The 9,097-nt window shown below is 72.5% G+C and carries 9 protein-coding genes; 7 read left to right on the top strand and 2 right to left on the bottom strand.

What is annotated here, in order from left to right:
• Window positions 1-324: 324 nt before the first annotated feature.
• A complete protein-coding gene (locus tag LE548_RS41150) occupies window positions 325-1,080 on the top strand; it encodes a helix-turn-helix domain-containing protein (protein WP_225102170.1) in 756 nt (251 codons plus the stop codon).
• A 47-nt stretch (window positions 1,081-1,127) separates the two neighbouring features.
• A complete protein-coding gene (locus LE548_RS41145) occupies window positions 1,128-1,304 on the top strand; it encodes a hypothetical protein (RefSeq protein WP_225102169.1) in 177 nt (58 codons plus the stop codon).
• 183 nt (window positions 1,305-1,487) lie between these two features.
• Here the strand turns inward: LE548_RS41145 and LE548_RS41140 are convergent, their stop codons facing one another.
• Window positions 1,488-2,753, bottom strand: a complete 1,266-nt coding sequence (locus LE548_RS41140; RefSeq protein ID WP_225102168.1) for a nucleotide disphospho-sugar-binding domain-containing protein — start codon at window positions 2,751-2,753, stop codon at window positions 1,488-1,490.
• Window positions 2,754-2,757: 4 nt separating this feature from the next.
• Window positions 2,758-4,020 (bottom strand): nucleotide disphospho-sugar-binding domain-containing protein, encoded by a 1,263-nt coding sequence (locus tag LE548_RS41135; RefSeq protein WP_225102167.1) that lies wholly within the window; start codon window positions 4,018-4,020, stop codon window positions 2,758-2,760.
• 162 nt (window positions 4,021-4,182) lie between these two features.
• Here LE548_RS41135 and LE548_RS41130 point away from each other — a divergent pair, with 162 nt between their 5' ends.
• From LE548_RS41130 to LE548_RS41110, 5 genes are read left to right on the top strand one after another with little or no spacing between them, the layout of a single operon-like run.
• On the top strand, window positions 4,183-4,827 hold the full coding sequence (locus tag LE548_RS41130; protein WP_225102166.1) for an SDR family NAD(P)-dependent oxidoreductase: 645 nt from the start codon (window positions 4,183-4,185) through the stop codon (window positions 4,825-4,827).
• Window positions 4,828-4,841: 14 nt separating this feature from the next.
• A complete protein-coding gene (locus LE548_RS41125; RefSeq protein ID WP_225102165.1) occupies window positions 4,842-6,077 on the top strand; it encodes a nucleotide disphospho-sugar-binding domain-containing protein in 1,236 nt (411 codons plus the stop codon).
• A gap of 53 nt (window positions 6,078-6,130) precedes the next feature.
• Window positions 6,131-6,811 carry a TylF/MycF/NovP-related O-methyltransferase gene (locus LE548_RS41120; protein ID WP_225102164.1) on the top strand — a complete coding sequence of 227 codons (681 nt, stop codon included), beginning with the start codon at window positions 6,131-6,133 and terminating at the stop codon, window positions 6,809-6,811.
• Window positions 6,812-7,594 (top strand): NAD(P)-dependent oxidoreductase, encoded by a 783-nt coding sequence (locus LE548_RS41115; protein ID WP_225102163.1) that lies wholly within the window; start codon window positions 6,812-6,814, stop codon window positions 7,592-7,594.
• A gap of 10 nt (window positions 7,595-7,604) precedes the next feature.
• Window positions 7,605-9,083 carry an FAD-dependent monooxygenase gene (locus tag LE548_RS41110; RefSeq protein WP_225102162.1) on the top strand — a complete coding sequence of 493 codons (1,479 nt, stop codon included), beginning with the start codon at window positions 7,605-7,607 and terminating at the stop codon, window positions 9,081-9,083.
• The last annotated feature ends 14 nt before the right edge of the window (window positions 9,084-9,097 follow it).

Raw genomic sequence — 9,097 nt, 5'->3', positions numbered from 1 at the left:
CGCTGGTGTCGGCGCGGTCGGCGGCGAAGAGCTGGACGCGTCCGGCGGGGATGTCCAGGACGACGGTGATCGGGGCGGGGGTGTCGAACTTCTGCATGATGCTCTCCGGTGTGTTCGTTCGTTGTTTCTGACAGGGAAAACGCTATGTTGCATTCACTCATCCGGCAACAAGCTTGTTGCGGATGATTGCAATCACTGCAGGTCAGAGCAGAGAAATCGTTGCATCAGTCTGAGCGGTAACGCAACAGAGTCGCTGCGTCCGTTGCAATGGATTAAGGGTGAACGCTATAGTGGCGGCACCACGGACCACTTGAGGAGACCGCGATGCCAGGAGGCAGGCTCACCCAGCCCGAACGTCAGCAGATCGCGCTGGGCCTGGCCGACGGCCTCGCCTACGCGGAGATCGCCCGACGCATCGACCGCCCCACCTCGACCGTCACGCGCGAGGTCATGCGCAACGGCGGTCCCACCGCCTACCGCGCCGACCTCGCCCACCGCGCCACCGAACGCCGCGCCCACCGGCGCAGGCAGGCCGCGCCCCGTGATGCGGCGACGCCCCCGCAGGCCCACGGACGCGACGCCGAGGCGGTACGCGAGTACGAGGAGACGCTCACCACCGTCTTCATGCAGTCGGGCACCCCCAAGATGATGGCCCGGGTGATGGCCAGCCTCTGCATCAGCGACGCGGGCAGCCTCACCGCATCCGAACTCGTCCAGCGCCTCCAGGTCAGCCCGGCGTCCATCTCCAAGGCGATCGCCTTCCTGGAGAGCCAGGACCTGGTCCGCCGGGACCGCGACGAACGCCGCCGCGAGCGCTACTCCATCGACGACGACGTCTGGTACCAGTCCATGATGGCCAGCGTCCGCTCCACCGCCCAGGTCGCCGAGACCGCACGCCAGGGCGTCGGCATCCTCGTCCCCGGTACCCCGGCCGCCACCCGCCTGGAGAACATCGCCCGGTTCCTCGACTTCGTCTCCGAGAGCCTCGCCCGCGCCGCGGACCAGGCCCGCGAAGTCCTCCACACCAAGCCCGCGCCGGCATCGGACGACGCCGCCCAGCCGCATCCGGACCACGGATAGACACACCAGCCGGTCAGCGGCCAGGGACGGGTGTCTCCCGCGGCGGCGTGGCCGAGGGCTTCGAGGCCGGACAGCCAGGCGCCGGCGACAGCTGGGCACTGCCCGCCGAGTGCACCGCGGGCCCGTCGTACGAGGTCGAGGGCTTCGACCCCATTGCCTGCGTGTGCCTCGAACTGGACGGGGGTCCCGGCCTGACAGTCGGTGAGCAGCGGGCCGCCGGCTGAGCGAGCGGCGTCGGCACCGGCCACGTCATCATCCCGTCCCTGCCCGTCCTGGCCGCCGAACGCCGACTCCCCGGCGCGGGCCGGCACGCCGCATCCCTGCGCTTCGCGGAACACGTCCCGTTCACCACGGCACACGCGCCGCTGAACCCCACCCCACCCCACCTCGCGGCGGGGCCACCGGGGTCAGCCCTGTGCGGGCACCGGGACAGGCAGGTCCGCCGCCGTCAGCCGTCCGGACCGGGCGAGCCGCTCCAGCGGCAGCACCAGGTCCGCAGGCGCCGGCTGCCTCTCGACCGCCGCACGCAGCCGGCCGGCCGCCGCTTTGAAGCCCGGTTCCGTCAGAACGGCGACCGCCGCGCGAGCCACGCCGCCGGGATCGGCGTTCAGCACAGGCAGGGCGACACCGCCCCCCGTGGCCGCAATCCGCCTGCTCACCACGCCCTGCTCGTCCGTGAAGTAGAGGGCGAGCTGCGGCATTCCGGCGGCGGCCGCGGTCATCAGCGCGTTGGCGCTGCCGTGGTGGATGACCGCGTCGCTCGCGGTCAGCAGCAGACCCAGCGGGTAGCTGTCCAGAGTCCGTACCCCCTCGGGGAGCGGTCCCAGCGCCTGCCTCTGCTGCGGTGTGGTGGTGAGCACCACCTCCGCCCCCCGGTCGAGCACCGCCTCGATCGCGGCGCGCAGCGGCGGGATCTCCGCGGCCTCGGCCGCGGCCGACGTCCCCACCAGCACGCACACCCGGGGGCGCGCCCGCTGCCTCAGCAGCCAGCCCGGCAGTTGCCCTGGCCCGTTGTAGGGGATGTAGCGGACCGGGATCCGCAGCGCGGACCCCATCGGCACGGTGACACCGGCGGGCGAGGAGTCGACGGCGTACTCGACATGGCCGGTGTGCCACCGGGGCCTGCCGTACCGCGGGAAGGACCCGGAGGGATCACCGTCGCCGAGGTCGATCCCCGGCTCCGTCTCGGCCGTCCCGAACAGCCCCGGCGGGTGGTACACGGCCGGGCAGCCGGACAGCTGTGCCACCAGGGCACCCTCCGGTGCGGTCAGGTCGTGCACCACGAGGTCAGGGCGCCACCGGCGGGCGAACGAGACGGCTCCGTCGTAGCTGCGCCGGATGCTCTCGTGCGTCCGCGCCTGGAACCGGGGGGCCTCGGCGGCCACGTCGAACTCGTCGAGGGAACGGACCGGCTGTCCCGTGTACGGATGCAGGGGCAGCCCCGCACGGGCGCCCGCCACGGTCTCCAGGTAACGGAACATCCGGCCCATGGTCGTCATGTCGACGGATTCGAGGACCGGCACGGCGACCAGGCCCGCACGGCCGACGTACTCGGCCTGGGCCGGCGGGCAGGCGACCCGCACGTCGTGCCCCGCGGCCTGCAGCGCCCAGGCGAGCGGCACCATGCAGTAGTAGTGCCCGCGCCAGTCGGAGGCGGTGAACAGCACGCGCATCTGCTCACCGCTCCCCGGGAAGCGACGCCGGGGAGAGCCGGCCCGTGCGGGCCAGCTCCACCAGGGGTGCCACGAGCTGGGCGGGTGAGGGCTGAGCGGCGAGGCCCGCGGAGACCTGAGCGGCCGACCGTCTCAGGCCGTCGTCGTCCAGGAGCGCGGCGACGGCCTCGTGGATCTGCTCCGGTGCCGAGGTAAGCGCCGACAGGGCCAGCGCGGCGCCGCCGCGGGTGAGGCGCTCCCGGAAGACGGGCTGGTCGATGCTGAGCGTGAGGCACAGCTGGGGCACTCCCGCGGTGAAGGCGTTCATCGCCGTCCCCGCGCCGCCGTGGTGGATCACCGCGTCGCAGGTGGGGAGCAGCAGATCGACCGGAAAGTCCGACAGCACCTGCACACCGGGGGGCAACTCACCAAGAGCCGCGACCTGTTCACCGCTCGCGGTGAGCACCACCTCGGCGCCGGTCGCGGCGGCCGCCTCCAGCGTGTGCCGCAGCGCGGGCACGAACGGCCCGTACATCGCGGTCGCCGAGTAGCCCCACAACACGCACACACGCCGGCCGGCCGGCGGTTCCAGCAGCCAGTCCGGCAGGACGCGCACCCCGTTGTACGGCACGGGGCGGACCGGGATCCGCAGGGCGTCGCCGTGGGGTGGAAGCGACTCGCGGGGGGAGGGGTCGATGACGTACTCGATCTGGTCACGGTTCCAGGGCTTCGCGCCGTGCCGGGCGAACGACCCCGTCGGATCCTCAAGACCGGTCTCCAGGACCGGGTCGGTCTCGGCGGCGCCGAACAGTCCCGCCGAGTGGTAGAGCGCGGGCACCCCTGCCAGCCGGGCGGCCAGTGCGCCTTCGGGGGCCATCATGTCGTAGACCGCCAGGTCCGGGCGCCATGCCCCGGCGAACTCGACCACCGCGTCGTAACTGCGCTGGACGCTGCGGCCCGCCTCCTGCCAGAACCGCGCGGTCTCGGCCGCCACGTCGAACTCCGTCAGATCCTGCACCGGCTTCCCGGTCACGGGGTGCAGCGGCGGCCCCGGCAGGGGGCTGGTGCCGTCCACCGCCTCCTGATAGCGGATCAGCCGGGTGCAGTACGTCATGTCCGGGCCGTCGAGAACCGGCATCGCGACGAGTCCCGCGTCGCTGACGGCCCGCGCCTGCCCGGGCGGGCAGGCCACCCGCACCTCGTGCCCCGCGGCCTGCAGGGCCCAGCCCAGCGGCACCATGCAGTAGTAGTGCCCGCCCCAGTCGGACGTGGTGAACAGCGCTCTCATCCAGGTCTCCCGGCTCGTCGTGTCACGCGGGCAGCCTTTCCCGCGGGCTTAGACGGCACGTAGAAGACACATCGAGTCGGCCGCGGGGGCGCGGGGCGGAAGGGATCGGGCCTTGCCGCAACCTATAACGCGGCTCGAATGAGTGAATCTAGGTTCTGCGCCATGACGCAGTTGCCGTTGGACGCAAAGGTCGCGCTGGTGACCGGCGCCGAGACCGAGATAGGCGCGGCCGTGGCCGCGGAACTGGCCCGCAGTGGCGCGGCGGTCGCCGTGCAGTACCTCACCTCGTTCACCCGGGCGAAACAGGTGGTACGGGGAATCGAGGGCGCCGGCGGACAAGCCGTGGCGATCAAGGCCGACCTGCAGGACCGCGCCCAGGCCGAACTCCTCTGCAAGAAGGCCGGCGGCGCGTTCGGCGACGTCGACATCCTGGTGGTGACGGACCCCGGCCGGTCCGGCCCGCCGTCGCACCCCGACCGCGATCCGGCGACGGAGCTGGCCGACACGGTGCGGGCCCGGCTGCTCGACTGCCTCGCCCCCGTCTACGCCGCGCTGCCCACCATGGTCGGCCGGGGCACCGGATCGCTCGTGTACATCTGCGGCTCGGCGCTGGCGGGTACGGGCACACCCGGCCCGGCGCACGCCATCACCAGCGCGGCCGTCCGCGCCGCGCTGGACGAACTCGCCCGGGAATACGGATCGTTCGGGATCCAGACGCATGTCCTCCCGGCCGATTCGGCACAGCAGGTCGGGCACACCGTCGCGCTGCTGGTGGCCGAGGGTTCGCCGGCCCGGGCGGGGGCGTGACGGTGGGGGCCGGCATGCGTGTGCTGTTCACCACCACGAACTGGAAGGGCATCTACTTCTGCATGGTGCCGCTGGGCTGGGCCCTGCAGGCCGCCGGCCACGACGTGCTGCTGGCCTGCGCCCCCTCCCAGGCGGCGGCGATCAGCGCGGCCGGGCTGACCCCGGCTCCCGTGCTGGAGGGCTTCGAGCTGATGCAGGTGGAGCGGATGTCGCGGTATGCCGCCGCGGTACGCTCCCCCGGCGACTTCGACGCGGTCCCCCCGGTCCACCCGGTCACCGGGCAGGCCGTCGGCGACTACGCCGAGTACGACGTGCTGGCGCACGAGGAGGAGTTCGCCCGGCGCTACCGCGAGACGCTGGGGCGCAACTGCGACGCGGCGGTGGAGTTCGCCCGGTCCTGGCGCCCCTCGCTCGTGGTCCACGACCTGATGACACCGGAGGGAGTCCTGGCGGCTCTGGCCACCAAGGTGCCGTCGGTGTACCACTCGCCCGGCATGTTCGGCAGCGTCGAGGCGAGCCTGCACGACCCCACGGGTGCCTTTCCCCGGCACGGTGTGCATGGCTGGGACCGCTCGCAGATCGCCTACGCCATCGACCCCTCACCGGACCGGCTGGCCCCCGACATGGGCCGTGCGCTGCGGATGCCCGTGCGCTACGTCCCGTACAACGGGCCCGGGGCGATGGAGCCCTGGCTCCTGGAGCGACCCGAGCGGCCACGTGTCTGCATGATCTGGGGAAACTCCGCGTCCGGCATCTTCGGCACCCAGGTGCCCGCCCTGCGGTACGCGATCGACGCCGTCACCGCGGCAGGCGCGGAACTGCTCCTGACGACCGCCCCGGAACAGGCCGACGCCCTCGGCGACCTCCCGGACGGCGTACGGCTGCTGCGCGACCACCCGCTGCATCTGCTGCTGCCGCACTGCGACGCCGTCATCCACCAGGGCAGCGTCAACCCGATGATGACCGCGGCCGGGCTGCCCCAGCTCATCCTCGCCCTGACGGACGATCAGGTCGAGATCGGCCGGCGCTTCGGGCGGGGCGGCTCGTCGCTGCTGCTGCCCGGCCTGGAGGCCACCGCGCAGCAGACGCGCGAGGCCGTCTCCAGGCTGCTCACCGACGACGGGCTGCGTGCGGCGGCCCGGCGTGTTCAGAGCGACATCGACAGTCACCCGGCGGTGGCCCGGCTGGTACCCGCGCTGGAGCAACTGGCGCGCACCGGCACGCTGACCGCCGCGGACCTCCCCCGGTAGCCCACGGCGGGCGCATCACCGGACGACGACCCACGACAGCGAGGAAAAAGGCAGTGACGACGATCAGCGATGCGCCCCGGCACGACAGCCTGGACGAACTCCACCAGTGGCTGCTGCGCGAGCACGGGGAAACCGTGGACCCGGACCGCCTCGGGCATGTACGCAGGGAGGTCGAGCGTGTCGTCGCGGCCGGGGTGCCCGGCGCGGTGGTCGAGCTCGGCTGCTTCCGGGGCGCCATGACCCTGTGGATCCGCTCGGTGCTCGACTCCCTCGGGGACGACCGGCCGGTGCATGTGTTCGACTCCTTCGAAGGGCTTCCCGACACCACGGAGGAGGACGAGATCGTCATGCCGCTCGGCGCGATGTCCGCCGGCCAGGCGGAGGTGGCGGCCACGTTCGAGATCTGGCACAAGACACCGCCGCTGATGTACCCCGGCTGGTTCGAGGACACGCTCCACACCCAGCTGCCCGAGCAGATCGCGTTCGGCTATCTCGACGGCGACCTCTACACCTCGACCGTGGTCTCCCTCGCCGAGTGCATCCCGCGGCTCGCCCCCGGCGGCTCGGTGATCCTGGACGACTACGCGGACCCGGAGGCCAACCCCCGTACGGTGGTGAAGTTCCCCGGCGTCAAGCTCGCGTGCGACGAGTACTTCGGCCTGCCGTCACCGGTCGAGGTCCTGATCGGCGAGGGCGACCTCGCGTACGGGCGCTACATCAGGGCGCAGTCCTGAATGGACGTCATCGGGAACGGGTTCCTGGCCGGTCATCTGTCCACCATCGCGCAGGGCCACCCGGGGGTGGTGGTCGCGGCGGCCGGGGTCTCCGCGGCGCAGCACACCTCGGCCGAGTCCTTCCGGCGGGAAACCGCGCTCCTCAACGACCTGATACGCCGCTGCTCACGCAGCGGGGAGCGGCTGGTCTTCTTCTCCACGGCTTCCAGCGGCCTCTACACCCAGCCCGGACAGCCGGGGACCGAGGACGGCCCGGTGCGGCCCACCACCCCGTACGGGCAGCACAAGTACGCCCTGGAACAGGAGTTGGCGGTGTCGGAGATCGACTATCTGACGCTCCGGCTCGGCCATGTGGTGGGCCCCGACCAGCCGCCCCACCAGCTGCTGCCCGCGCTGACGGCGCAGGTGCGGTCCGGGCGGGTGCGGATCTTCCCCGGCTCCCGGCGGGACCTGATCGACGTCACCGATGTCGTCACGATCATCGATGCCCTGCTCGGCACCGGCGCCAGCCGTACGACCGTCAACGTGGCCTCCGGCTGCGCGGTGCCCATCGAGCGGATCGTGCGCCACATCGAGCGCCGGCTGGGCCTGACGGCGCAGTGGGTCGACGGTACCCCGGCCGTCACCCAGGAGATCAGCACGGCCAAGCTGCGCCGTCTGGTTCCGCGCGCGGAGCGCATGGGCTTCGGCCCCGACTACTACCGCCGGGTGCTCGACAAGTACCTCTCCCCTGTCGGCGCGGCCGGCTCCGACCACCGGCCCCTGCCGGTGACTCCCCTGTGAGGAGACCAACGTGGTTGATGTGATCGTGGCCGGCGGGGGGCCGGTCGGGACTCTGCTCGCCTGCGAACTGAGGCTGCACGGCATCGATGTCGTCGTACTGGAGCAGTCGCCGCAGCCCAGCCCGCATTCGCGAGCCTTCAGGCTGCAGCCGCGGACCATGGAGATGCTGGACTACCGCGGTCTGGCGGAGCGGTTCAGGGACGGCCGTCTGGAGTGGCCCAAGGCCCACTTCGCCGGACTGAGCCCCCTGCTGGATCTCGCGCGGCTGACGAGCAGTCACCCCTATTCCCTGCTGATCCCGCAGGCGGACACCGAGCGGCTGCTCCAGGAGCGGGCCGCCGAGCTCGGCGCGGAGGTCCGGCGCGGCCACCAGGTGACCGGACTGGTCCAGGACGCCGACGGCGTGACCGTCAGCGTGAGCGGACCGCAGGGCCCGTACGACCTGCGGGCGCGCTTCCTCGTCGGCTGCGACGGTGGCCGCAGCACAGTCCGCAGGCTGTCCGGCATCGGCTTTCCCGGCACCGCGGCCAGCGTCACCGCGCTGCTCGGCGACGTCATCCTCGACGACCCGGCCCAGCTCCCCTCCGGCATACCGGGCACCGCGCGGACCGCCGACGGGCTGCTGATGTGCGTCGCCCTGCAGGACCCCGTCGTCCGCGTGCTGACGACCGAGTTCCGGCCTCCGCAGGGCGGACCCGACGACCCCGTCACCCTCGACGATCTGCGCGAGAGCATCGGCCGGGTCATCGGCAGGCAGGTCGACATCCGCGAACCGCGCTGGCTCTCGCGTTTCAGCGACGCCACGCGGCTGGCCGAGCGGTACCGCAGCGGGCGGGTGCTCCTCGCCGGCGACGCCGCCCACATCCACTTCCCGATCGGCGCCCAGGGCCTCAACCTGGGCCTCCAGGAAGCCATGAACCTCGGCTGGAAGCTGGCGGCCGAGGTGCACGGCACCGCGCCGGAGGGACTCCTCGACACCTACCACGCGGAACGACACCCGGTGGCGCAGCGCGTCCTCAAGGAGACCCAGGCGCAACTGGCGCTGATGAACCCCGACCCCCGCACGGACCCGCTGCGGGAACTCTTCGGCGAGCTGCTGGCGCTGCCCGAGGCCAACGCGCATCTGTCCGGCCTGGTGGCGGGCACCGACGTGGTCTACGCCCCGAGCGCGGACGCGCACCCCTGGGTGGGCCGCAGCGCGCCCGACCTGGAGCTGAAGACCGACGGCGGCCCGGTCCGGGTCGCCGAACTGCTGCGCACGGGCGGCGGTGTGCTCCTCGACCTGACCGGTTCCGACGCGTTCGACGCCACCGCCCGGCAGTGGTCCGGCCGGGTCGCCCTGGTCCGCGCGCACACTCCCGGGGCGCCGGCGGCGCAGGCCCTCCTCATCCGTCCGGACGGCCATGTCGCCTGGGCGGGTGAGGCCGATGCCGCGGCCGCGGGACTTCACGACGCCCTGCGCATCTGGTTCGGGCTCGGCCGATCGTGACCGTGTCACCCCTC

Source organism: Streptomyces sp. CoH27 (assembly GCF_020181035.1).
GTDB lineage: Bacteria > Actinomycetota > Actinomycetes > Streptomycetales > Streptomycetaceae > Streptomyces > Streptomyces camelliae.
This window is presented reverse-complemented; position numbering and strand designations above follow the sequence as displayed.